This is a genomic window from Ekhidna sp., assembly GCF_965247405.1.
In the GTDB taxonomy this organism is placed as follows: domain Bacteria; phylum Bacteroidota; class Bacteroidia; order Cytophagales; family Cyclobacteriaceae; genus Ekhidna.
Map to the genome: position 1 here is coordinate 2054119 of NZ_OZ252014.1, position 22951 is coordinate 2077069.

23 protein-coding genes are annotated in these 22951 nt (G+C 42.3%); 13 read left to right on the plus strand and 10 right to left on the minus strand.

Translation table 11 applies throughout. The features are described from left to right. The first annotated feature begins 9 nt into the window (after window positions 1-9). From ACP14Y_RS09280 to ACP14Y_RS09290, 3 genes are read left to right on the plus strand one after another with little or no spacing between them, the layout of a single operon-like run. On the plus strand, window positions 10-735 hold the full coding sequence (locus ACP14Y_RS09280) for a hypothetical protein (RefSeq protein ID WP_424962684.1): 726 nt from the start codon (window positions 10-12) through the stop codon (window positions 733-735). Next, window positions 722-1498, plus strand: a complete 777-nt coding sequence (locus ACP14Y_RS09285; RefSeq protein WP_424962685.1) for a lysophospholipid acyltransferase family protein — start codon at window positions 722-724, stop codon at window positions 1496-1498. The genes ACP14Y_RS09280 and ACP14Y_RS09285 overlap by 14 nt, the downstream gene beginning before the upstream one ends. Beyond that, the gene (locus ACP14Y_RS09290; protein ID WP_424962686.1) at window positions 1449-2201 is read left to right on the plus strand and encodes a hypothetical protein; all 753 of its coding nucleotides are present in this window, start codon (window positions 1449-1451) and stop codon (window positions 2199-2201) included. Before ACP14Y_RS09285 ends, ACP14Y_RS09290 begins: the two co-directional genes overlap by 50 nt. Here the strand turns inward: ACP14Y_RS09290 and lipB are convergent, their stop codons facing one another. Both lipB and ACP14Y_RS09300 read right to left on the minus strand, forming a co-directional pair. Beyond that, entirely contained in the window at window positions 2202-2909 is a 708-nt protein-coding gene (lipB, locus tag ACP14Y_RS09295) for a lipoyl(octanoyl) transferase LipB (protein WP_424962687.1), read from the minus strand. Window positions 2910-2912: 3 nt separating this feature from the next. Further along, complete coding sequence (locus ACP14Y_RS09300) at window positions 2913-3884, minus strand: type I phosphomannose isomerase catalytic subunit (RefSeq protein ID WP_424962688.1); 972 nt, start codon at window positions 3882-3884, stop codon at window positions 2913-2915. 31 nt (window positions 3885-3915) lie between these two features. On the opposite strand from ACP14Y_RS09300, the gene ACP14Y_RS09305 reads away from it, so the two are divergent. From ACP14Y_RS09305 to purH, 3 genes are read left to right on the plus strand one after another with little or no spacing between them, the layout of a single operon-like run. Beyond that, a complete protein-coding gene (locus tag ACP14Y_RS09305; protein ID WP_424962689.1) occupies window positions 3916-4257 on the plus strand; it encodes a YraN family protein in 342 nt (113 codons plus the stop codon). Between the two features lie 15 nt (window positions 4258-4272). Continuing rightward, window positions 4273-4848, plus strand: coding sequence for a phosphoribosylglycinamide formyltransferase (locus tag ACP14Y_RS09310; protein WP_424962690.1), 576 nt, complete (start codon window positions 4273-4275; stop codon window positions 4846-4848). A gap of 52 nt (window positions 4849-4900) precedes the next feature. After that, window positions 4901-6427 (plus strand): bifunctional phosphoribosylaminoimidazolecarboxamide formyltransferase/IMP cyclohydrolase, encoded by a 1527-nt coding sequence (gene purH / locus ACP14Y_RS09315; RefSeq protein ID WP_424962691.1) that lies wholly within the window; start codon window positions 4901-4903, stop codon window positions 6425-6427. Between the two features lie 96 nt (window positions 6428-6523). Here purH and ACP14Y_RS09320 read toward each other — a convergent pair whose 3' ends face one another. The 6 genes from ACP14Y_RS09320 to mutY form a co-directional block, all read right to left on the minus strand. Beyond that, on the minus strand, window positions 6524-6943 hold the full coding sequence (locus tag ACP14Y_RS09320; protein ID WP_424962692.1) for a hypothetical protein: 420 nt from the start codon (window positions 6941-6943) through the stop codon (window positions 6524-6526). A gap of 64 nt (window positions 6944-7007) precedes the next feature. Continuing rightward, on the minus strand, window positions 7008-9101 hold the full coding sequence (recG, locus tag ACP14Y_RS09325; RefSeq protein WP_424962693.1) for an ATP-dependent DNA helicase RecG: 2094 nt from the start codon (window positions 9099-9101) through the stop codon (window positions 7008-7010). 56 nt (window positions 9102-9157) lie between these two features. After that, entirely contained in the window at window positions 9158-9727 is a 570-nt protein-coding gene (gldD, locus tag ACP14Y_RS09330; protein ID WP_424962694.1) for a gliding motility lipoprotein GldD, read from the minus strand. Between the two features lie 16 nt (window positions 9728-9743). Then, complete coding sequence (gldE, locus tag ACP14Y_RS09335; RefSeq protein ID WP_424964430.1) at window positions 9744-11060, minus strand: gliding motility-associated protein GldE; 1317 nt, start codon at window positions 11058-11060, stop codon at window positions 9744-9746. A 61-nt stretch (window positions 11061-11121) separates the two neighbouring features. Beyond that, the gene (locus ACP14Y_RS09340) at window positions 11122-11565 is read right to left on the minus strand and encodes a single-stranded DNA-binding protein (protein ID WP_424962695.1); all 444 of its coding nucleotides are present in this window, start codon (window positions 11563-11565) and stop codon (window positions 11122-11124) included. 12 nt (window positions 11566-11577) lie between these two features. Further along, complete coding sequence (gene mutY, locus ACP14Y_RS09345; RefSeq protein WP_424964431.1) at window positions 11578-12636, minus strand: A/G-specific adenine glycosylase; 1059 nt, start codon at window positions 12634-12636, stop codon at window positions 11578-11580. Between the two features lie 92 nt (window positions 12637-12728). On the opposite strand from mutY, the gene ACP14Y_RS09350 reads away from it, so the two are divergent. The 7 genes from ACP14Y_RS09350 to lipA all read left to right on the plus strand — a co-directional run bounded on the left by ACP14Y_RS09350 (window position 12729) and on the right by lipA (window position 18921). Then, window positions 12729-13019, plus strand: coding sequence for an HU family DNA-binding protein (locus ACP14Y_RS09350; protein ID WP_089355061.1), 291 nt, complete (start codon window positions 12729-12731; stop codon window positions 13017-13019). Next, the gene (locus ACP14Y_RS09355) at window positions 13016-13801 is read left to right on the plus strand and encodes a tetratricopeptide repeat protein (RefSeq protein ID WP_424962696.1); all 786 of its coding nucleotides are present in this window, start codon (window positions 13016-13018) and stop codon (window positions 13799-13801) included. Before ACP14Y_RS09350 ends, ACP14Y_RS09355 begins: the two co-directional genes overlap by 4 nt. A gap of 144 nt (window positions 13802-13945) precedes the next feature. After that, entirely contained in the window at window positions 13946-15496 is a 1551-nt protein-coding gene (locus ACP14Y_RS09360; RefSeq protein WP_424962697.1) for an Rne/Rng family ribonuclease, read from the plus strand. Between the two features lie 83 nt (window positions 15497-15579). After that, entirely contained in the window at window positions 15580-16842 is a 1263-nt protein-coding gene (locus tag ACP14Y_RS09365; RefSeq protein ID WP_424962698.1) for a hypothetical protein, read from the plus strand. A gap of 21 nt (window positions 16843-16863) precedes the next feature. Continuing rightward, window positions 16864-17235, plus strand: a complete 372-nt coding sequence (ytxJ, locus tag ACP14Y_RS09370) for a bacillithiol system redox-active protein YtxJ (RefSeq protein ID WP_424962699.1) — start codon at window positions 16864-16866, stop codon at window positions 17233-17235. Between the two features lie 42 nt (window positions 17236-17277). Then, window positions 17278-17985, plus strand: coding sequence for a hypothetical protein (locus tag ACP14Y_RS09375; protein ID WP_424962700.1), 708 nt, complete (start codon window positions 17278-17280; stop codon window positions 17983-17985). Between the two features lie 54 nt (window positions 17986-18039). Further along, a complete protein-coding gene (gene lipA, locus ACP14Y_RS09380) occupies window positions 18040-18921 on the plus strand; it encodes a lipoyl synthase (RefSeq protein WP_424962701.1) in 882 nt (293 codons plus the stop codon). Here lipA and ACP14Y_RS09385 read toward each other — a convergent pair. Further along, complete coding sequence (locus ACP14Y_RS09385; RefSeq protein WP_424962702.1) at window positions 18918-21917, minus strand: ATP-binding cassette domain-containing protein; 3000 nt, start codon at window positions 21915-21917, stop codon at window positions 18918-18920. The genes lipA and ACP14Y_RS09385 overlap by 4 nt on opposite strands. Before the next feature lie 110 nt (window positions 21918-22027). Continuing rightward, on the minus strand, window positions 22028-22927 hold the full coding sequence (locus ACP14Y_RS09390) for a hypothetical protein (RefSeq protein WP_424962703.1): 900 nt from the start codon (window positions 22925-22927) through the stop codon (window positions 22028-22030). Between the last annotated feature and the right edge of the window lie 24 nt (window positions 22928-22951).

Consider the following 22951-nt stretch of genomic DNA (forward strand, 5'->3'; position numbering starts at 1 on the left):
TCATTTGACATGGATCCGACTTCTCAAAATAAACGCCTGTTTCCATTTGTATGGCCCTGGAAGGGAGCGAATAACGAAAATGTCTCGTTAAGTAAGCTCGTTCGACTTAAACCCTTTACAATCTTTTATTTAATAACTATCTGGCTGATTGTGGTGGTTTTGGGCTTTGCTTCAACAAGGGCAAGAGACTGTGGAGTGTCGTGGGAGATGAGCATATACTGCGAGTACGCTTTTTGGGTTAAGGACTTAACGGAGAAACCGATTCATCTTGTTCTTCGAAACCTTATCACCACCTCCTTTCTTCACAATGGACTAGATCACATTCTATTTGTTTCGGTGATCGGGTTCTTGCTAATCGTTCAATCTCATGAGGCCATCTTTGGCTGGAAAAGGACGGCTCTAATTTTTTTCTCTTCTTATTTGACCGTAGCACCATTTTGGGCAGGGTTTTATACGGTTGGAACTGAAATTTACCCTGGAAATGAGTTTATGCTGTTTGCTTTTAAAAGGAACTGGATGGGTGGATCCATTGGGATGTTTCAGGTTTATGGTGCGTTGATTCCGCAAAGCAGGAAACCGCTTGTCCTTTTAGCGATACCGATCGCTTTCGAAATTTTTAATTTGGTCTTGGGTATTGACTTACATATTTCATTGATGCATTGGCTTGCTGTTTTTATTGGGTTAGGAATATCTCTTCTATTTTCAAAAGCAAAAAAAGGTGTTGGAAATAGCTGAAGGACAAATAAAAACAAGCTTTCTTGCAGAGGCATTCAAAAAGGCCTATCTGATTTATGCGCTGTTAGCTTTTGTTTTTTCGTTCATCATTTTTTTTCCCTTCTTTTTGATCGGTCTTTTAATCAAGAATGACCGATTTGGCCTTACTCTAAATAGATACTTGTGTAACTTCTATTGCTTTTTAATTGGTATCAGGGTGGTAGTTGAAAACAAACATCTTCTTGATCGAAACGCTAATTATATCTTCTGTCCAAACCATTTTTCCTTTTTGGATATTTTAAGCATGCCCCATGTCCCAATTCCCTTCAAGTTTGTCGGAAAGCTTTCTTTAGCGAACATTCCCATATTTGGTTTTTACTATAGAAGTTACCATATACTCGTTGATAGAAACAAGAAGAAAAGTAGCTATGAGGCCTATCAAAAAAGTGTTGAGGCATTAGAAAATGGATATTCATTGACTGTATTTCCAGAGGGGGGCATTCACAAGGTCAATGAAATCAGCATGAGCCGATTTAAAAGAGGGCCATTTAAAATGGCAATAGAAACAGGTACTAAATTAGTGCCTGTTACAATAGTTGATAATTGGTCCATTCTGCCGGATGATGGAAAGTACAGGGTTAGCTGGAAAAGGCAAAGCAGGCTGGTAATTCATGAGCCTATAAACTCAGCGGATTATGATCTAGATGATTTGCAAAAGCTTCAATCATCTGTTTATGATACTATTCAGAACGAGCTACATCGCAGAAACAGCCAGAAAATATAGTTGGATGATGAACGGAACTACTAGAAAGAGAATATTTCCATTTATCTGGCCATGGCAAAACGCAAGTGGAGCCTCCCTTACTCCTGGAAAGCTAGTCGCAACCAGGTGCTTTACTATTATTTACCTTGTCATAATTTGGTCAATAATAGGTTTGTTGGGTTTTGCATCAACCTGGGATTGTAAATCAACATGGCAGCTTGCATTGCAGTGTGAATTTGCCTTTTGGATAAGAAACCTATCAACGGAACCCATTTTATTTCTTCGAAATCTTTTCACAACTCCATTCATTCACAATGGACTGGATCACATCTTATTTGTAACCGTTCTTGGATTGTTGCTAATGGTTCAATCATATGAAGCTCATTTTGGGACAAGAAAAACCATAATCATGTTCCTACTTGCGTATCTGGTTGTTGCTCCGTTTTTCGCCGTGCTTTATACGGTCTTGATTCATTATTATCCAGGCAGTGAATTCTTGAATTATGTGATGAGCAGAAACTGGGTTGGTGGGTCAATAGGAATGTTTCAGGTATACGGAGCTCTTGCGGTCATCAGTAGACGACCCTTAATTATGTTGGCAGCACCAGTTCTTTTTGAGGCATTCAATTTGATGGTTATCGAGATTCATCCTCAAATTTCGATCATGCACCTGACCTGCACCTTTGTTGGCTATGGTCTTCAATCAACCTTAAATTGGAAGTAATTAATCTGACAATTGCATTTTAAAGATTACAGAAAGATGTTTTTTTAGCTTTTCTTCTACCTCTTTAATTTTCACCTCATGTCCCAATTCTTTTTGTAATGAGGTGACCGCTTTATCCGGTATGCCACAAGGAACGATATAATTAAAATATTCCAAATTGGTATTCACATTAAAAGCAAAACCATGCATGGTTACCCATCGGCTGCTTTTTACTCCTAAGGCACAGATTTTCCGGGCTTTCTTTTCATTATCACCATCGAGCCAAACTCCTGTGAGCCCATCGACTCTGCCAGACTTAATGCCATATTCTTTTAATGTAAGAATAACCGCTTCTTCCAAAAACCGGAGGTATTTGTGGATGTCAGTAAAAAAATGATCCAAGTCCAGGATTGGGTAACCTACGATTTGGCCTGGACCATGATAAGTGATATCTCCTCCCCGGTTGATTTTGTAAAAAGTCGCATTTTTTTCTTTTAGAAAAGCTTCATTTGCGAGGAGGTGGTTTTCATCCCCACTTTTTCCAAGTGTATATACATGCGGATGCTCGCAGAAAATCAAATAGTTCTTAGTTTCAATCTGCCCTGATTCAGGAAGCTTCCGGTTGGCGATTTTTTGATCAACCGTTTCTTTAAAGAGATTTTCCTGATAGTCCCAGGCTTCCTGATAGTCTTTAAGGCCTAAATGAATGAATTGTGTTTTTTTATTCACCTGTTACAACTCTATGTAAGTCTCCAACAATTCAAGCTCACCTTCCGGTTCAATGGTATACTCTTTCATACAGGCAGGCACCAAAATAACCTCGCCGAATTTGATAGGCTCACCTTCAATTTTACCACTCCCCCCCACGGCGATATAGATTTTAAAGCAATCCAACGCTGATCGATTAATCGCTTTAGGCTGATCAAGAAATAGCTTATTGGTAGAGAAATATGGGGAAGAAACAATGGAGTTCGCTTGGTTTAATGAATGATCATAAGAGCTTTTTACCTCATCAGGTTCTGAAAAATCTATTGCATCAATGGCAAGATCTGTATGAAGTTCTCTTTTGTTTCCGTTCTTGTCCGTTCGATCAAAATCATAAATGCGATAGGTAACATCAGAGGTCTGTTGAACTTCTGCAATTAACAAACCTTTTCCGATAGTATGCACGCGCCCGGCAGGAAGGTAAAAAGCATCACCAGGCTGAACCTCTTCTCTATTTAAGAGCTCTGTTAGCTTACCTTGCTTCAGGTAACTTAAATATTCAGCCCGACTAGACTCTTTTTTAAATCCATTAATTAGAGACGCAGATTCATCCGCTTGAATAACGTACCACATTTCAGCCTTTCCCGGACAATTATGTCTTTTCTGTGCAAGTTCATCGTCAGGATGAACCTGAATTGAAAGGTCTTTTGCAGCATCTATGAACTTGATCAAAAGCGGAAACTCTTTACCAAAATGCTGGTAAATGGAATTACCAACCAACTCAGCCTTGCATTCCATTATTATGTCCGTCAGTGCTTTTCCTTTCAGAACCCCGTTAGCCACTTCAGAAATATTTTCAGGAACCCCGGATAGCTCCCAGGTTTCACCACAGTTGTCGAGTTCACCAAAGTCTTTACCAAGAATGGTTTTAATTTTTTGCCCTCCCCAAAGTTTTTCTTTGAAAATTGGCTTAAACTTAAGTGGATATAAATCTGGCATTATCTATAAATGGCCAATGGCCGCTCTTTGCATGGATCGCAAAACTAAAGGTATTCAGGGTGAAGCAATAGCAAAACATCACTATGAAAAACAGGGATGCGAGATTTTGGAGACAAACTACCGGTACAAGCGAGCAGAAATTGATCTGGTTGCTCTTCAAAAGGAAAAACTTCTAATATTTATTGAGGTGAAAAACCGAAGTAGAAAGGATTTTGGTGAGCCTGAAACTTTTGTATCAGAAGCGCAACAAAACCGAATCAAAGAAGCGGCAGAAGATTACATTTTTGGGATTAATTGGAAGAAGGATATCCGTTTTGATATTTTCTGTGTGGAACCAAATGGAGATGTTGAGGTATTTGAAGATGCCTTCTAATTAGTTTTGCAGTTAATGAGTAAGCAAATCAACCTGGCAATATTCGCTTCTGGAAGTGGAACCAATGCAGAAAACATAGCACACTACTTTGAAAACCATGACCTCATACAGGTGAAAGAGATTCTTTCGAATAAGCAGGATGCATTTGTGCATCAGCGGGCTGAAAACCTGGACATCCCATCATCTACTTTTTCTAAAGCACAGTTTCAGGATTCTTCATTTATCAAACGACTTGAAGATATTGACTACCTCATTTTGGCAGGCTTTCTTTGGTTAATTCCTAAGTTTTTAATCCAGTCTTATAGAAACCGAATCATCAATATTCATCCGGCACTGCTACCAAAGTTTGGAGGAAAGGGCATGTATGGAGACCGGGTTCATCAGGCCGTGATCGAGGCAGGAGAAAAGAAATCCGGAATCACAATACATTTAGTAAACGAAGAATACGATAAAGGTGAAATACTATTCCAATCAGAATGCAAGGTAAGTAGTGATGATACGGCAGATACACTTGCCGAGAAAATTCATGCGTTGGAGTATGAGCATTTTCCTCATGTGATCGAAGAGTATATTCTAACGCATAAGAAATAAAACCAATGACGATGGTACCTTTGCACACCTTGAAATAAAACCAACCACATAGATGTCCAAAAAGAAGATTCAATCAGCCCTCATTTCTGTATTTCATAAAGATGGTCTGGAACCTATTGTACGGAAGCTGGACGATCAAGGAGTTAAAATTTATAGCACAGGCGGAACAGAGAAGTTCATCAAAGAGCTCGGAATCGATGTTATTCCGGTTGAAAGCCTGACGGACTATCCTTCCATATTCGGAGGAAGAGTGAAAACACTCCACCCGAAGATCTTTGGAGGAATTCTTCATCGAAGAGACAATGAATCAGATTTAGCAGAAGCTAAAAAATTCGAAATCCCACCGATCGATTTGGTGATTGTAGATCTGTATCCGTTTGAAGAAACCGTAGCGAGTGGTGCTGGTGAAGATGATATCATAGAAAAAATTGATATTGGAGGAATCGCCTTGATTCGAGCTGGCGCAAAAAACTATAAGGACGTGGTGATGGTAAGTTCTCGTGAATATTATCAGGACCTTCAGGATATACTGGATAATCAAAACGGGGAAACAACCGAGGAGGAACGCAAACTCTTTGCAGCGAAAGCATTTGCCACCTCCAGTCATTACGACTCAGCGATCTTCAACTGGATGAATTCCGAAAAGCAGGTACCTGCGTTCCGGGTTTCTTCTGCACCTGGCAGAACCTTACGATACGGAGAGAATCCGCATCAGAAAGGATATTTCTTCGGAGATTTTGAGGAATACTTTGAGAAGATTCACGGAAAGGAGATTTCTTATAACAATCTGGTAGACATTGAAGCGGCTGTTCAGCTGATGGCTGAGTTTACAGATCAAACGGCCTTTGGCATCCTCAAGCATAACAATGCGTGTGGTATTGCTACCGGAAAAACTGTCAAAGAAGCTTACGAACGAGCTTTTGCTGCTGATACCGTTTCAGCTTTTGGCGGTATTTTGATTACGAATCAGGAAGTGGACAAAGCTGCGGCTGAAGAGATGAGTAGCCTGTTTTTTGAAATTTTGATTGCACCGACTTTTGCCGTTGATGCTCTTGAAATTCTTGAAAAAAAGAAGAACCGAATCTTACTGATCCAGAAAAAACCTTGGAGACAAGAGGTGCAGTATAAGAGCCTTTTGAATGGTACGATCGTGCAGGATTATGATTTGAAGTCCGAGACGAAAGAGGATTTGGAAGTAAAGACAAAGAAAGCACCAACCGCTGATGAGGTGGAGGATCTGATCTTTGCATCGAAAGTTTGTAAGCAGTCCAAGTCGAACACAATCGTTCTCGCGAAAGATGGACAGCTACTTGCCAGTGGCGTGGGTCAGACTTCACGAGTGGATGCCCTCAACCAGGCAATTGAAAAAGCAGGGAAGTTTGGGTTTGACCTCAATGGTGCGGTGATGGCTTCAGATGCATTTTTCCCGTTCCCAGATTGTGTGGAGATTGCGCAAAAAGCAGGAATAACCGCAGTGATACAGCCTGGAGGTTCGATTAAGGATCAGGACTCCATTGACTATTGCGATGCGAATGGTTTAGCTATGGTGATGACAGGAACCAGGCATTTTAAGCACTGACACTATTTAGTCAAAGAGCTATTCCCCCTTTGAAGGGGGTGAGGGGGATGTTACACCCTATAGTCCCCTCAAGGGGACAGTCCTTAAGGTAAATAGTTAAGAAGTCAACTTCATAAGCAAATCTACCAACTCCCCTTTCTTCATCCCGTCAAAGTATTTCTTCCGTTCTGAATCACTCATGTTTTGCATTTTTTTTACAAAATCACTACCTAGAACTTCTACTGCGTGATTTTCGGGAGCGCCAAATATTTCAATTTCATCGATGGCAGTATTAAGAACCTCTTTGCCTTTGAGTTTGGCCGTCTCGATTGGTTTGTATTTTGAGTTCGAGTCGCGAAGAGCCCAGCTGCTGTAGTCAATCTTCAGGTTTTCGATCTGCTTAGCTCTTGGGTCATTTTCGCCAAAGATCCGTTCCAGTACCGTGATTGCACTGGTTTTCCAGGCTTCTAGATCAAAGGAATCTTCTTCCAGTTTGCTGATCTGTTTTTTCAGAAGTTTGATGTATTGGGATTTCATTTAGTGTTAAGTTAATTAGTTAAACGGTGAATTGGCAACAAGTCAACGAATAACCAAAGACTACTCAACTAATCCTCCCCCAATTCACGGCATTTTTACTAAATGAATCAATATGTGATTTGATCATTCGATGATCTGGCTTCTCCAAATTGGGGTCTTGTGTCAGAATATCTTGTGCTGCTATTCGTGCTACTTTCAAAATTTCTCCATCTTTAACTAGATCAGAAACCAATAGATCAAGGACGCCACTTTGTCGGGTGCCCATCAGATCACCAGGCCCGCGGAGGGCAAGGTCTACCTCTGCAATCTTAAAGCCATCCGTCGTGTCTACCATCGTCTTCAATCGGGTGCGTCCTTCTGTGCTGAGTTTCAATCCGGTCATCAGGATACAATAGCTCTGATCACCCCCTCTCCCCACACGGCCTCTAAGCTGATGTAGCTGTGACAGGCCGAAGCGCTCCGCATTTTCAATCACCATGATGGTAGCGTTGGGCACATTCACGCCTACTTCGATTACGGTGGTAGCAACCATAATCTTGGTTTCGCCTTTCACAAAGCGCTGCATCTCCCACTCCTTATCTTCAGCTTTCATTCGTCCATGCACTATGGAAATCTGATAATTTGGGAATCGACGGGTGATGCCTTCGTATCCATCCATCAAATCTTTGTAATCCAGAGTAGCGGACTCTTCAATAAGTGGAAAAACAATGTATGCCTGACGGCCTTTTTCAATTTCCTTTTCCACAAATCCAAACATCTCCAGCCTCTTGTTGTCTCGGTAATGCATCGTTTTGATCGGCTTTCTTCCGGCAGGGAGCTCATCAATTACAGAAATATCCAGATCTCCATATAAGGTCATAGCCAATGTTCGCGGTATGGGTGTGGCAGTCATGACTAGTACGTGAGGATAAGTGTCTTTGGTTTTGGTCCAAAGCTTGGCTCGTTGTGCCACACCAAAACGGTGCTGCTCATCGATCACAGCCAGTCCCAGGTTTTTGAACTTTACTTTGTCTTCGAGGAGTGCATGAGTTCCTACCAGGATGGAAATGACCCCAGACATCAGTCCTTCATGAATCAGCTTCCGTTCGGACTTTGGAGTAGACCCTGTCAGTCTTGCCATTTGAATACCGAGAGGTTTCGTCCATTCCTGCAGTCCTTTGAAATGCTGTTCGGCGAGAATTTCCGTGGGGGCCATAAATGCACATTGAAAACCGGAACCAATAGCAATCAACATGGAAAGAAAAGCGACCATGGTTTTTCCGCTACCCACATCCCCCTGCACCAGTCGGTTCATTTGTTGACCCGAACGAAAGTCAGCATAGATTTCTTTCACCACACGCTTTTGAGCACCCGTCAGTTCGAAGGGCATCTGCTTTTCATAAAACTCATTGAGGAGGTCGCTTTTATTGATGATGACCCCTTTGTATTTCTCTGTTCGGGCAATTTTCAGTTTGATCAGTCGAAGCTGCACAAAAAACAGCTCCTCGAACTTCATTCGGTTTTGAGCGATGGTGAGCTGCTGGGCATTGCGCGGAAAATGCATGGCCACCACGGCTGTCTTCTTATCAATCAATTTGAACTTCTTAAGAAGTTTGTCTGGCAAAGTTTCCGTGATGTGATTGACTGCTTCTACCAGGAGTACTTTCATCGCTTTGGTAAGGAATTTACTGTCTAAGCCCTTTTTCTTCATTTTCTCGGAAGTGTGATAGACGGGAATCAGGTATCCGCCTTTTGCATTCTTTTCTGTAAGCACCTCTACTTCCGGGTGAGCGATATTGAACTTACCGTTGAATAAAGTCGCCTTACCAAAGGCCACATACTTTACGCCTATGGTCAGGCTTTTTTGGATCCATTGTACTCCCTTGAACCAAACCATTTCAATGGTGCCGGTTTCATCTGCAAACGTGCCCACTAGCCTGGACTTTCTACCCATTCCGATGGTTTTAAAGGATTTGAATTCCCCAATGATTTGGACGTACGGAAGGTCCGTTTGGAGTTCCCTGATCTTGTAGAATTTGCTGCGATCTTCGTGCCGAAAGGGATAATGCTGGAGGAGGTCTCCGAAAGTGAATATCTGCAATTCTTTGTTTAGGGTTTCAGCTCGTTGTGGGCCGACACCTTTCAGATATTCAATGGATCGATCAAAGAATGGGTGCATCAGGCTAAGATAAGCCGAAGCATAAAAAAGAATGATTGATGATCTAGAATACTAGATTACTCACTCCACCTCAAGCTCATTAACAGGTGGATCATATCCTGTTTCAGATAGTCAATGACAGGAGCAAGGGAGTCGTTCTTCGTGGCAGTCCGGAAATATAATGCGCCTCGTAAAAAGTGATCGGTGCTGTCCTCATCGGTAATATGGAATTGTGCCTGGGTAGGCACCTCACCCTCCAGCTCGGTAAAGGAGGCATAAAGACCGCTGGGTAGTTCAAGGATGCTCTCCTCTATTGCGTAGGCTTTCACATTATGTTGGGAGGTAAGCCGATAGGAGTCACTGAGATATTCCCGAATGATCGAATCGGTAACAGGTTTGTAAGTGATCTGAATTGCCGCTCCCATTTCAGGATAGAAAAGGTTGATCCAATATCGTTCGGTTATCCAGCTGGAATCACGAAGAAGTTTGGCATGTTTTGAGTACTCGAAGAAGTAGGGTAACGTATCGGGAGTGGGCTGGTAAGATGCTTCCGGCAGATCAATGCGATTGTATCCTTTCGGTTTAGGCAGATAGTCATTTTCGCATGCTATAAAGAAAAAAGCGAGAATTAAAAGGAGGTACTTCATATCGGCAAAGCTGAGGTTAATCTTCAAACCCTGCAACGTTACTTTTATCTGAATTAATATAAACTCTCAAGCGCTTGATTCTTTTTTGGTCTACGGCCACCACGGTGAACACGAAATGACCAAAGCGAATTTTTTCCCCGGCACTTGGCATCTTGGTATTTAATTCTAGAACCAAACCACCAAGAGATTCGCTTTCTCCTTTTACAGAATCAAATAGTGCAATGTCAGAGTCAGTGATTTTGCAGAAGTCATTCAGTGAAGTTTTACCCTCGAATATGAAGGTTTGATTATCCAGCTTGTTGTAAGCCACATCACTCTCATCGTCAAACTCATCGTTGATTTCACCTACAATTTCTTCAATCACATCCTCCATCGTTATGAGTCCGGCAGTCCCTCCATATTCATCTATTACCACGGCGATGTGCACCTGCTTTTCCTGGAAGTCTTTGAACAAGTCGTCAATTTTCTTACTCTCAGGCACAAAGAATGCCGGGCGTAGGAGCTCCTGCCATTTGAAATCATCTTCTTGCTCGATGTGAGGCAGCAGGTCTTTGATGTATAGGATGCCCTCAATTTTATCAACGGTTTCAGTGAAGATTGGAATTCGGGAATAGCCGGTCTTATTGATTTGGTTCATGAGTTCATGAAAGTCCGTTTCAATATCGATGGCTGTGATATCCATTCGCGCTTTCATCACCTGTTTCACTGAAAGAGTACCAAAATTTACTATCCCTTTTAGGATTCCTTTCTCCTCTTCGCTCACCTCTTCTTTTTCAACGGAGATCTCAAGCGCCTGATTAATTTCCTCTACAGAAAGATTGTATCCTTTCTTTTCCATTCGCCGCTCAATCAATCCGGTGATGCTCATCAGAAACCATGAAATGGGTTTGAAAATCTTGTAGGAAAGCAAGAGCATTCCAGAGGTGAGCTTAGCAAAGGCGGTTCCGTTATGGTTGGCATAGACCTTAGGAATGATTTCTCCGAAGAAAATAATCAGGATGGTAATTGCAGAAGTAAGGATCACAATGGTAAGACCTTGCTTTCCCTGGTCACCCACGATTTGCCAGGTGGCAAACGTAGATATGGTCACAATGAAAATATTGACCAGATTGTTAAGGATCAGAATAGTGGCCAACAGTCTTTTCGGGTGATGGAGCAATTGACTAATTCGCTTTTCTCTCACATCAACCGATGCGTTGAATTCTTTAATCTGGTTGTGAGTAAAAGAAAAGAAAGCGACCTCCGAACCTGAGATCAGGCCGGACAATCCAAGCAACACCAGTACCACCAACCCATTAATGAGGTAGAATGAAATTGGCATACCTGCCATCATGTTCAATAAAACCGTGGGGAATGGATCGTCTAAAGATGTTTCCAACTACTGTTTGTTTTGTTTAAAATGGCAGGTCGTCAGTGGCATCACTGGTATTATCCTGCGATGGTGCCGACTCCTGCATCGGCTGGCTTTGGCTCTGAGAATAATCACCTCCTTGTTGCGATGAACCACCACTGCCTCCAAGCATGGTCATGTTATCTCCTACCACCTCTGTGGTATATCTGGTCACACCATCTTTTTCCCAGGAGCGGGTGCGGAGTTTTCCTTCCACATAAATCATATCGCCTTTCTTCACATACTTTTCAGCCACCTCAGCCAAACCTCTCCATAGCACTACGTTATGCCACTCGGTTTGTTCTCTTCGCTCACCTGTTTGTCGGTCTTTGTATGTTTCGGAGGTTGCCATTGAAAAATTGGCAACTGTTGCTCCATTTTCAAGGTGACGAACTTCAGGGTCTTTACCGAGACGCCCAACAAGGATTACTTTATTTACTCCAGACATATTCTTAGTGATTTAAGTGATACCTATTCGTTGTAGGTAATTTACGATTAGTTTGGGTTTTGGCAAATTTAGCACTTCCTCTGCGGAATACGGTTTGAGTGAGCTCTTTTTGCTAACTGTTTTTGCAGCATCATCAGAAATGGAAACCATGTAGAAGGTGGCATGAATTTTTTGATGACTAAGGATGTGAATAAAGGATTCAGACACGTCATCAAGCGTTGGTTTTGACAGGTCAAAAGATTTTTGGATTTCTGCCATTACTTCGTCCTCACCTGCAGTCCCCTCAATGAGGGCAAAATCAAATAAGCCGCTCCACACATCTTTATCTACTCGCTCTTTTAAAAAGAAGTGATCCTGATTTTTAAAGACGATGTAATGAAAGTGCCGATCCCGAACTTTGGTTTTTCCCGATTTGACGGGCAGAGATTTTTGCATCTTGTGCTGAAAGGCAAAGCAATCCATTCGAAAGATACATTCTTGGCACTGGGGATTCGGGGAGCAAACCGTGGCTCCAAATTCCATCATGGCCTGGTTGAATGTTCCGGGGTGTGCTTGCGAAATTTCTTCAGAAAGGATTTTCTCAAACTCTTTCCTGGTTGAGGCTTTTGAAATATCTGATTCGATTCCAAAGTATCGGGAAGCAAACCGGAAGACATTGCCATCTACTACCGGTCTTGGTTCATCAAAACAGATGGAAGCGATAGCCGCTGCGGTGTATGGTCCTATTCCTTTGAGCTTAAGAATTTCTGAATAGGTAGACGGAAAAACCCCATCCAGCTCATTCGCAATGTATTTGGCTGTGGCGTGCAAGTTTCTGGCTCTGGAATAATACCCAAGTCCTTGCCATAGGCGCATCACTTTTTCTTCACTGGCATTAGCCAGCTCATGAATGGAAGGATAGGTTTCAACAAACCTTTGCCAATAGGGTAGCCCCTGATCAACACGGGTTTGTTGTAAGATGATTTCGGACAACCAGACCGGATACGGGTCTTTTGTTTTTCTCCAGGGAAGATCTCGCTTTCTCTCTGTATACCAATTAATTAGCCTTTCGGCAAATGTTTTCCCTTCGATGACTTAATAATTTAGAAATCCTTTTTTTATGTGAAGGTGCAAATTTAATTTTGGCCTCCCAATTTTAACACCCACCTATAAACCAGACAGTTGTGACAAAAGCTGATGTGATAAACGAAATATCGGATAAGACAGGAATTGACAAAGCAGATGTGCAGGCTTCAGTGGAGGCGTTCTTCACTGTCGTGAAAAATAACATGGCCAATGGGGAGAATGTTTACGTGCGGGGATTCGGGAGCTTTGTGAACAAGAAGCGAGCTAAGAAGATTGCACGAAATATTTCCAAGAATACCGCCATTGTAATAGACGAGCACTACATTCCGTCGTTCAAGCCATCCAAAATTTTTGTAGAGAAAATCAAAAACTCCCCAAAAATCAAGTGACAAGAGCCCAGCTAATTCTTGTGCTTGGAGCCATCGCGCTGGTGGTTATTTTATTCCAGCTTCCAAGGAGTGTTGTGGAAAATGAGCAGCTGCAAGAGGTGGCTGAGACAGAGCAACACTCGATGGAAATTCCTCAAGAAGTTGAAACTCAGATCAATGAGTTAAGAAGATTGCTTGAGGAGGAAGATAATATTGATAAAAAAACTAACTTTGCGCACTCTTTGGCGAGACGCTATCTCGATTATGGGGCAGTAGACAGTGCTGCGAGCTACGCAGACAAAATTCAGGGGTGGATGGAAGGCCCTTCTGAACGAGCTGCAGACATATATTTCAAAGCTTACGAACGTTCAGCAGGACCGGAGCAAGCAAAGAAATATGCACTGAAAGCCAGAGAAATTTTACAAACCCTTTTGGATAAAGATCCGGGGAACCTGGTAGTGAAGAACCGATTGGCCATGACTTTGGTTGTCTCTGAAAATCCCATGGCAGGGATAAACATGCTAAGAGAAATTTTAGTTGTTGACGAGACCAACAGGCAAGCAATTTTGAACCTGGGTTTGCTTGCAATCCAAAGTGGTCAGTTTGATCGAGCCCGGGAGCGTTTTGAGAATCTTGTATCGATGGATTCTGCAGATCATGAAGCCAAGCTTTATCTCGCAGTTTCATTGATGGAAATAAATCAACAATCGCAGGCCCGCCTGCTTTTGGAGGAAATCATGGCGACACAGGACTCCATTCCGGCCATCAAAATGATGGCGAATGATTACCTGAATAGCCTTTAAAACATTTTAAAAACTTTTAAAAATTAGAAACTATGCCTTGCGGTAAAAAAAGAAAGAGACATAAGATCTCTACTCACAAGAGAAAGAAGAGACTTAGAAAAAACAGACATAAGAAGAAGTAATCGGCACCTATAATCAATCGCTATGAGTAATGAACTAGTCATTAACTCAACTCGCGAGGGATGTCGTATTGCTTTACTTAAGGATAAAAGGCTAGTAGAATTTCATCAGGACGGAGGAGGACAAACCTTCAACGTAGGTGATATTTATCTGGGATCTGTTAAGAAAGTAGTTCAGGGTTTGAATGCTGCTTTCATTGATCTGGGATATGAGAAAGATGCCTTTTTACACTATCTGGACCTGGGACCACAGGTTCAATCACTTAATAAGTTCACCAAGCTAACACTGGCGAAAAAACTGAATAGCACAAGGCTGGCAGGTTTTAAAGGAGAGCCGGATATCAATAAGCTTGGGAAAATGAACCAAGTCCTTACAAAGGGACAGAAGATTTTAGTGCAGGTAGTAAAGGAGCCTATTTCTACGAAGGGCCCACGACTTTCATGCGAGTTGTCATTGGCAGGTAGATACCTGGTAATGGTGCCGTTTTCAAACACGGTAAACGTTTCAAAAAAAATTACAGATGCAAACGAGCGCAAGCGCTTGCAGCGTCTGATTAGCTCCATCAAACCAGAAGGATTTGGTGTCATCATCCGTACCGTTGCAATGGGCAAGGATGTGAAAGAGCTTGACACAGATCTTCGAAACCTTGTTGATCGATGGGATGCAGGAATGAAAGCCCTCCGAACGGCAAAGCCCAAAGACAAGGTAATTGGTGAAATGAATCGCGCCAACTCTATACTGCGCGATGTGCTAAACGAAAGCTTTGATAGCATCCAGGTAGATGACAAAGACCTTTATCAGGAAATCAAAACTTTTGTAAAGGGGATTGCTCCTGATAAGGAGAAGATTCTAAAACAATACACGGGAAAAGCTAAGATTTTTGAAGCTACAGGAGTAGAAAAGCAGATGAAGACCTCATTTGGTCAATCTGTAAGTATGCTCAATGGGGGATATCTGATCATTGAGCACACGGAAGCACTTCATGTGATCGATGTAAACAGTGGAAATAAATCCAACAAGGAGGATAATCAGGAAGACACGGCACTTAAGGTAAATCTGGATGCAGCAGAAGAGATTGCTCGTCAGCTCAGGCTGAGAGACATGGGCGGCATCATTGTGGTGGACTTTATCGATATGCGGAAAATAGAGAATAAGAAAAAGCTCTACGCGAAGATGAAGGAGGCCATGAAAGACGATCGTTCCAAACATACGATCCTGCCACTTTCTAAATTCGGATTAATGGAAATCACTCGTCAGCGAGTGCGTCCTGAACTTTCGATTACAACCAAGGAGGTTTGCCCAACATGTAGCGGAACAGGAAAAATTTCAGCTTCTATCCAGGTAGCGGATCAGGTGGAGAATACTATTAAGTACTTCTTTGAGTCACAAAATGAGAAGAAGATTACGGTAGCACTTCATCCTTATCTGTATACTTACTTCACGGCCGGTATTTTTTCACGTCGTGTTAAATGGTTTTTGAAATATTTTCGTTGGGTTAACATGGTGGAGGACAGTTCAAAAGCCCTCACCGAGTTTGAAGTACTCAACGCTCAGGGAGAACCTATTCAGATTTAGACCAGCTAGCTGATTAGGTATCGATTCGACCAAATCGTTGAGATTATCACCTAAATTGTGAACCTTTGGGTGATAGGCATTAGATGAAAAGGTTTCTGATCATAGCATTTTTGATTGGCTCGGCGGTGTATTCCGCCGATGCTCAATTGATCGAGGACTCTGATCGGAGACTAAAAACCAAGAAAGTAGAAAGAAAGGGCTTCCTGTTTTTCAGGAGTAAGAAAAAACCAAAAAACAGTGATGGAATTCCCACTGGAGGTGGAAGAACCTCTCCAAGATATTCCAGTGCATCTTCCCCATTCAAACTTTCCGGATCCACTTCACCTAGGTATTCTCCGTCTAAAGAGCGTCAGAAAAGGTACTCCGCTCGCCCAAGATATTCAGGTGGTAGCCCTTTCAAAGGCAGAGATTATAAGGTCACACCAAGATATTCTTTTGGTAATCCCTTCAGAGGAAGCAAATACAAAAGTGCACCCAGGTATTCTGGTGGCAACCCTTTCCGAGGAAGTGACTATAAACGAAACATTCGTTATTCTGCAGGCAGTCCTTTTAAAGGACGTGACTACAAAGTGACGCCAAGGTATTCACCCTCAAATCCTTTCAGAGGACAAGACTATAAGGTAAATATTCGCTATTCAGCGGGTAGTCCGTTTAAAGGTAAAGATTATAAAGTCACACCAAGGTACTCTCAATCAAACCCTTTCAGAGGGAAAGACTACAAAGTAAATATTCGCTACTCCGCCGGCTCACCATTCCGTGGTAAGGACTATAAGGTCACTCCACGTTATTCGCAAGGAATGCCTTTTAGAGGGAAAGATCATAGGGTTACTCCGCGGTATTCAGCAGGTAGCCAATTTAAAGGACGTGACTATAAGGTTACACCACGTTACTCTCAAGGAATGCCTTTTCGTGGAAAAGATTACAATGTTAATCCAAGGTATTCCCAGGGGATGCCTTTCAGGGGCAAAGATTACAACGTGAAACCACGCTACTCCGCTGGCTCACCTTTTAGAGGGGTGGATTTTAAAGTTCGCCCTCGCTACACTGGCACTAAAATAGGGTGGTTTGGCAATGCTAAAGAGTGGGGAGAAGCCAAATACTTTCAGGAGTCATCGCTGTGGGAAGGAGACATGAAAAGAGGTCGTCCTAAGGTGGGAAATCAACATCCTAGTAGCAACTACCACCTGGCCATGAAGTTCAATAGTCCTAAGGTCAGAAAAATGTTTCGTAAGTGGAATATTTTTTGGACACGATTAAACGGGAACAGTCAAAACTCAAAAGGTGTTAAGAGTCCAGAAAAGGAGCCGAAATTTGATAAGAAGGAGCGTGTGATCTGGAATAATTAGAGTAGGCTAATAATCAAATAAATGTTATCAAAAATTTTTTCGAAAGGGGAAAAGGTAGAAGTACCCTGGACCAGCCTGACATCCATTGATCAGCTGGAAGAAGTAGATAAGAAATCTAAGGAGAGGCCTGTTCTCCTGTTCAAGCATAGCACCAGGTGCTCTATAAGTGCCATGTCATTGGCTCGCTTTGAACGATCGTATGGGCAGGAAGCTTCATTTAAGCCATACTTTTTAGACTTGATTTCTCACAGAGATGTCTCAAATGCCATTGCTGAGAGGTATGGCGTAAGGCACGAGTCTCCACAGGCCATTTTGGTGAAGGACGGAAAGGCAGTATTCCATTCCTCTCACATGGGGATCAGTTATTCTGAACTTAATGATAACGCCCATTAACCTTAGGGACTTGCGCATTATTTTTGTTATGATTAAGCGTCCATGAAAAAGTTAGCCATATTCATATTTCTCACAGCTCCGCTATTAGGAAATGCACAGCTCTTTGAAGGAGAGGAATTTGAATATACCTCTGAGTGGATCTGGGGCATCAACAAAAACACAAATGGAGGGCTAATAGGAGGTTTGATATTGCGCCACAGCAGAAAAAAAGGAGATGATGTTTACCATACTTTCGGTCTGGAACTTTCCAACGTAAAGCATCCAAGTGAGGCAAGATATATTGGTTTGAGTGGTGCAGGGTTCATCTATGGTAAGTCAAATTACCTCTATGCAATACGAACCAACTATGGTTTGGAGCGGCTGATGTTCAAAAAAGCAAACCAACAAGGAGTCCAAATCAGCGTAGCTGTTGCTGGGGGTCCGACATTTGGTTTAGTTTCACCTTACTATGTTTTGGGTGCTGATCAGCAATACGAACCTTTCAGTGTTATCAGACATCCGTCACCTCAAAATATTGCAGGGCCAGGAAAGCTTTTTCAGGGCTTAGGAGATGCTGACCTGGAAATGGGACTTCACACGAAAGGATCTGTCTTCTTTGAGTTTGGAACGTACAGAAGCAACGTTGCAGGGATTGAAGTAGGTGTTATGGCAGAGGCGTTTACCAAAGAAATTGAGCTTGTTCCTACTCAGCCGAACAAATCTGTTTTTACTTCTGTTTTCTTCACACTATTCTGGGGGACCAGAAAATAAAATAATCTCCTCCAGTCCTGTTAGATTTGCACTTTTACATCTGAATAGTAGCGTATGATTGATTTACCAGTAGTAGAAAAACCGGAAAGAAAGAAAAAACCAAACTGGTTACGAGTGAAGCTTCCTGTAGGGGAGAATTATGCTAAAGTGCGTAGGCTGGTGGATCAGCATAAACTTCATACCATTTGTGAAAGCGGCAACTGCCCGAATATGGGAGAGTGCTGGGGAGAAGGAACTGCCACATTTATGATCTTGGGAAACGTGTGTACCCGGAGCTGTACCTTCTGCGCTGTAGCTACGGGACGACCACCGGAATATGATGAAGAAGAGCCCAAGCGAGTAGCAGAAGCGATCAAGTTGATGGGGGTGAAGCATGCAGTGCTTACCTCGGTGAACCGGGATGAACTGAAAGATCGTGGAGCAGAGATTTGGTATCAGACGGTAGTGGAGACAAAAAAGGCATCACCCGAAACAACCATCGAGACCTTGATACCCGATGTAAAAGGAAACTGGGATGCACTTTATCGAATGATTGAGGCAGGACAAGAGGTAGTTTCTCATAACATGGAAACAGTAGAAGGACTCTACAGAAGAGTAAGACCACAGGCAAAATATCATCGAAGTTTGGAGCAAATCAAGTTGACCTATGAAGCTGGAAAGAGAACAAAATCAGGCATTATGCTAGGTCTTGGTGAAACCGACGATGAAGTCTACAAAGCAATGGACGATCTGGTGGAACACGGCCTTCATATTTTGACACTCGGGCAATATTTGCAACCGACCAAAAGGCACATTGAAGTAGCTGAGTTTGTGCACCCGGATAAGTTTGATCACTTCCGAGAAGAAGGATTGAAGCGAGGGCTCAAATATGTGGAGTCAGGACCTTTGGTCAGATCATCGTATCATGCAGAGCGGCACGTAAACGTGCCGATTTAATACTTTCCGGCTCGCAGGATTTTTCTCAACCAATCATAATACACTGCGACAAAGAGCACAATGGTCATCAACCAAATGATGATGACGTTGAAAATTTTAGTGTCAATGTAATTCCCGGCGAAATACTTCTCCGGATAATAGAAGTTCGTTCTAAAATCCAATGCGTGTTCCGGATGTTCGTTCTTCGAGTAAACCGGATAAATAAGCTGCACCAGTTCATCACCTGAGGTGACTACTCTGCGTTTGGTCTGGATGTTTTTTACCATCAATCCAATGCGCTCGTTTTCATACTTATCACGGATGTCTATAAATTTTTGTTCCAGATCGGAAGTAGCTGTTCGCTTGGCTATCATTGTGTCCAGCTCATCTTTAGCATTTTTTCTGCGCGAGTTAAATACCGATTGTAGGGTTTCAAGAAAGTCTCGTGTCTGCTGATAGACATCCTCATTCAACTCATTCGCAGTGATTTGATCCACAACAGGTAATTTGTCTTTTCCAAAAATGTTCAACTGCTTTCGCAACTCATTTTGAATGAGCTGTAATTTTTGATATCGTCCATCAAAATCATTGTTTTCATAGCAGTACTCTAACTGTTCAAGGAGGTATCCGGTGTAATAAACCGATTTGTAGGTATTCATTGCTACTCGGCGGTCTACAGGATAAATGTCTCTATTTGACGGGTTGTCTCTGAATTGTGTCACAGCTAATGCCTCATATGCCCAGCGTGAAGCCATGAGCTCACCAATCAAAGGGACCTTTTCCCTGTTGGCAAACGACTCATTTAATTTATCAAAATTCACTACCACACCACTAAGGATAAGTTGTGGGATAATGAGCAATGGGATCAAGATGTAAACGGTAATGACTGAGTTAAACCCTGCAGAGATATTTAAACCGAGAATATTTGCGAAGCATGAAACCGAAAACAAAATGATCCAATACCAGAGCGTCATCCCCTGAATCTCTAGAATTAAGGAGCCAACGATGACAAAAAGCAATGTTTGAACCGCAGAAAGACAAAAAAGAATAAAGGTTTTGGACGATAAATAGCTGACTTTACTTAAGTGAAGGAAGGCTTCTCTTTTCAGAATCTTCCGGTCTTTAATAATTTCCTCGGCACTTACCGTAAGCCCCATAAATAGCACTACAATGATACTCATGAAGAAGAAAACCGGGATGTTTTCATTTTTATAAAAGGTGTACGACGAACCAGGAGGCGCATACTTCGTGATCAGAGCCAATAGTAGAGCGAGTGCAGGAGCTTCCAACAAATTGATTAGGACATATTGCCTGTTGCTGATTTTGGCGAGTACGTCGCGTTGTAAAAATATTTTTGCCTGTTTCAGCTTGTTAGGAAGATCCAGGGATTTTTCCGGTTTGGTTTCTACTTCCTGTACTGGTTCTAGCTCAATATTTTTTATGAACTGTTCATGCCATTGCTCCGGAGAGTACTTTCGCTTGTTGGTGAATCGACCATATTCATCCACCACTTTCATTTCAATGATATTGAAAATTTGCTCAGGATTTACATTGCCGCACTCGATACAAGCACTTTGATCTCTATCGATCATGTCAACAATGTTTTTGAAATAGGTGACCGCCTTGACCGGGTTTCCGTAATAAATCTGGTGGCCGCCTGAGTCGAGAATCAGCAGCTTGTCAAACATTTTGAAAATCTCAGAGGATGGCTGGTGAATAACCACAAAAACCATTTTACCTCTTAAGGACAGCTCCTTCAGCAAGTCCATGATATTTTCCGAATCGCGGGAAGATAGGCCACTTGTAGGTTCGTCTACAAAAAGCACAGAAGGCTCCCGCAGAAGCTCAAGGCCTATGTTTAGTCTTTTTCGCTGACCCCCGCTGATGGTTTTTTGGAGTGGGTTTCCCACTTTCAAATCTTTTGCCTCGGTCAGACCTAGTGAGTCGAGTGTTTTGGAAACCAAATCATCCAGCACACTTTTCTCCGTATTGTCGAAGCACAGCTTAGCCGCATAGTATAGGTTTTGATACACGGTAAGGTCTTCGATTAGCAAATCATCCTGCGGTACATTTCCAATGATACCCTCAACCTCTTTGGGTTTGTCATAGATATCGATTCCGTTGATGCGGACAGAACCCCCAGCAGGTTTGGAAGACCCATTTAAAACATTAAAAAGCGTAGATTTTCCAGCACCACTGCCCCCCATGATAGCCACAAGTTTCCCTCTTGGTTCGGCAATGTTGACATCAACCAAGCCAATATTCCCATTACTGAATTTGTAGGAGATGTTTTCAGCAACAAAGGACACGCTGGTTTCGGAAACATCATCTCTGAATATAGCGATGATGTCGCTATAGTAAAGACGTTCGGTTCGTTTGCCTTTAATGGAACTGCCTGTGGAAAAGACTTTGATCTTTCCAGGAGATATCATCAAACCATTGAGGTTAAGGATGTCTCCACCATAATATTTAAAGAAGCAGGTTTCAATTTTTGGGAGCTTAAAGAAAGCAATGTGGCCTTTAAGGCCTTCCAGATAAATCTGCTTTGGGCGATCGGGATCCTCCACACCTGAAACAACAATTGAATACAGGTTGGAATAATTATTAATATCCCTGTTAACCACAAAGTGCGTTATGGCTTCAACAATGTCTTCCTCAAACTTGAATTGTTTGCCAATCAATGAAAGCAGTTCCGACTCTCGCTCGGTGATTTTTTCATCGGCAATGATTAGCTCCATCAGACGCACCATTACCACAAGCTTCTGTTGTTGAGTTAACTCATTGTTGATGTTTGTGGTGATTTCCTGTATCTGGCTATGATCATCCTTGCCATTACCGGTCTCTATCTCGTTGACATATTCGTCCAGTATTTTTAGATAGTGACGGGTATCATCCCGGCTCACATTTTCATATAGAAATTCCCTTACAGTGTCTTTCTCAGATTCATCTACCTCTCCTTCTTCTTTGGCTACTATGACGAGGAGGCGGATGATTGCTTTCAGCAGTTCTTCACTCATGTGGTCAGGTTGGTTTTGGTGATGTTAAAGTTAGGATATTCGTGCAATCTAAAAATAAAAAAGCCGTCAATGCTACTGCATGACGGCTCTTAAATCTTTTCTTAGTCTGCTCACTCAACAATAGAGCCTCTGATGCGACTCACTTCTGCGGAAAGATTATCCAATGTACTTGGCTGAAGCACGAAATCGCCGGTGTTGTTCGCAATTTGTTCTTCGACTTCTGCCAGCTCACCATCATAAATTGCTTTTACTTTTTCCAGTTCCGCTCTCATACTGGTAATATCTTCTGTTTCCGGCACGTCATTCATTACTTGAAGTAGATCATTAAGAGAGGTTTTTTGATCCATAACAATTTTTACCAGAGGCTCTAGAATCAATGTTCTGGATTCTTCTGGTAGATCGTCTGGGTAATTGTTTACGATGCTGGTAGAAATGTAAACTCCTTCAATCCAGCTTCCTGCTAATAGCAACGCCGCACTATTTAGTTCTTCCAGCTCACTTAACCGCTCACCAGATTTTTGCATTACTTCATTAATGATTACAGCCAAAGAGTCTTTGTTTTCCATGTTTGACTCAAATCTGGAGATCATGCCATAATCGATTGCTTCAGCAACGCCTACCGGAGCAGCAAGCTTTTGACATTCACCCATGTAATCAAGCGCCATCTCAGATTTTTCGTAAGATGCCAGGTAGCCAATGTCTGTGGCATATACTCCAAGGTTAAGTGCTGCCTTAGACTCACTGGCTTGGTAAGATTCCATTTTTTCAATTGAGTTGATAAGGCCTGCATCGAACTCAGCACCTGCATTCATCAAAAGATAAGGCACTTCAGATGGAGGTGGCAGGTCTTTCAATACTTTAGATACATCAGCGGCTACTTGCTCTTTAGCTGCATCAAATTCAGATGACGCATCTGATGACTCTTCTTTGCTGCTTCCACCACCACAGGAAGAAACCAGCACTGCTGCAGCAAGCGCGAGAGAGGAAAGTTTAAGTTGATTGAATTTCATAATATCAGGTTTAAAAAGCGATTA

Excerpts from the sequence above, each read along its gene's own strand:
- ACP14Y_RS09305 (WP_424962689.1), top strand. The coding sequence starts at position 3,916 with ATGGATCGCAAAACTAAAGGTATTCAGGGTGAAGCAATAGCAAAACAT.
- gldE (WP_424964430.1), bottom strand. The coding sequence starts at position 11,060 with ATGATGGCAGGTATGCCAATTTCATTCTACCTCATTAATGGGTTGGTG.
- purH (WP_424962691.1), top strand. The coding sequence starts at position 4,901 with ATGTCCAAAAAGAAGATTCAATCAGCCCTCATTTCTGTATTTCATAAA.
- gldD (WP_424962694.1), bottom strand. The coding sequence starts at position 9,727 with ATGAAGTACCTCCTTTTAATTCTCGCTTTTTTCTTTATAGCATGCGAA.
- ACP14Y_RS09280 (WP_424962684.1), top strand. The coding sequence starts at position 10 with ATGGATCCGACTTCTCAAAATAAACGCCTGTTTCCATTTGTATGGCCC.
- ACP14Y_RS09360 (WP_424962697.1), top strand. The coding sequence starts at position 13,946 with ATGAGTAATGAACTAGTCATTAACTCAACTCGCGAGGGATGTCGTATT.
- ACP14Y_RS09320 (WP_424962692.1), bottom strand. The coding sequence starts at position 6,943 with ATGAAATCCCAATACATCAAACTTCTGAAAAAACAGATCAGCAAACTG.
- recG (WP_424962693.1), bottom strand. The coding sequence starts at position 9,101 with ATGCACCCATTCTTTGATCGATCCATTGAATATCTGAAAGGTGTCGGC.
- ACP14Y_RS09300 (WP_424962688.1), bottom strand. The coding sequence starts at position 3,884 with ATGCCAGATTTATATCCACTTAAGTTTAAGCCAATTTTCAAAGAAAAA.
- ACP14Y_RS09385 (WP_424962702.1), bottom strand. The coding sequence starts at position 21,917 with ATGAGTGAAGAACTGCTGAAAGCAATCATCCGCCTCCTCGTCATAGTA.
- ACP14Y_RS09290 (WP_424962686.1), top strand. The coding sequence starts at position 1,449 with ATGATACTATTCAGAACGAGCTACATCGCAGAAACAGCCAGAAAATAT.
- ACP14Y_RS09310 (WP_424962690.1), top strand. The coding sequence starts at position 4,273 with ATGAGTAAGCAAATCAACCTGGCAATATTCGCTTCTGGAAGTGGAACC.
- ACP14Y_RS09375 (WP_424962700.1), top strand. The coding sequence starts at position 17,278 with ATGAAAAAGTTAGCCATATTCATATTTCTCACAGCTCCGCTATTAGGA.
- lipA (WP_424962701.1), top strand. The coding sequence starts at position 18,040 with ATGATTGATTTACCAGTAGTAGAAAAACCGGAAAGAAAGAAAAAACCA.
- ytxJ (WP_424962699.1), top strand. The coding sequence starts at position 16,864 with ATGTTATCAAAAATTTTTTCGAAAGGGGAAAAGGTAGAAGTACCCTGG.
- ACP14Y_RS09365 (WP_424962698.1), top strand. The coding sequence starts at position 15,580 with ATGAAAAGGTTTCTGATCATAGCATTTTTGATTGGCTCGGCGGTGTAT.
- ACP14Y_RS09340 (WP_424962695.1), bottom strand. The coding sequence starts at position 11,565 with ATGTCTGGAGTAAATAAAGTAATCCTTGTTGGGCGTCTCGGTAAAGAC.
- ACP14Y_RS09390 (WP_424962703.1), bottom strand. The coding sequence starts at position 22,927 with ATGAAATTCAATCAACTTAAACTTTCCTCTCTCGCGCTTGCTGCAGCA.